The following is a 267-nucleotide window of genomic DNA, read 5'->3' on the forward strand; positions in this document are numbered from 1 at the left end:
GTTGATACTTTTTATTGCAGGTTTGAGTGAAGTGGCTTGGGCTGCAGGCCTTAAATATACCGAAGGGTTTAGTAAGCCTGTCGCTTCAATACTTACTTTGGCTTGTTTAGTGTTAAGTTTTGTTTTGTTGGGTTTATCATTAAAAACCTTACCGTTAGGGGTAGCCTACAGTGTGTGGGTTGGTATCGGTGTTGTAGGAACGGCTATCGTAGGTCTGGTCTTTTGGGGAGAGCCCGTTAGCATGGTAAAAATTGCAAGCTTAGGATT

General features: G+C 42.7%; 1 protein-coding gene. It reads left to right on the plus strand.

Annotation, left to right across the window (positions count from 1 at the left end):
* Positions 1 to 267, plus strand: a 267-nt coding sequence (locus B7C60_RS15105; RefSeq protein ID WP_425445525.1) for a DMT family transporter, incomplete at both ends; no start/stop codon positions are given.

The sequence above is a fragment of the Vibrio fujianensis genome (assembly GCF_002749895.1).
Classification (GTDB): Bacteria; Pseudomonadota; Gammaproteobacteria; order Enterobacterales; family Vibrionaceae; genus Vibrio; species Vibrio fujianensis.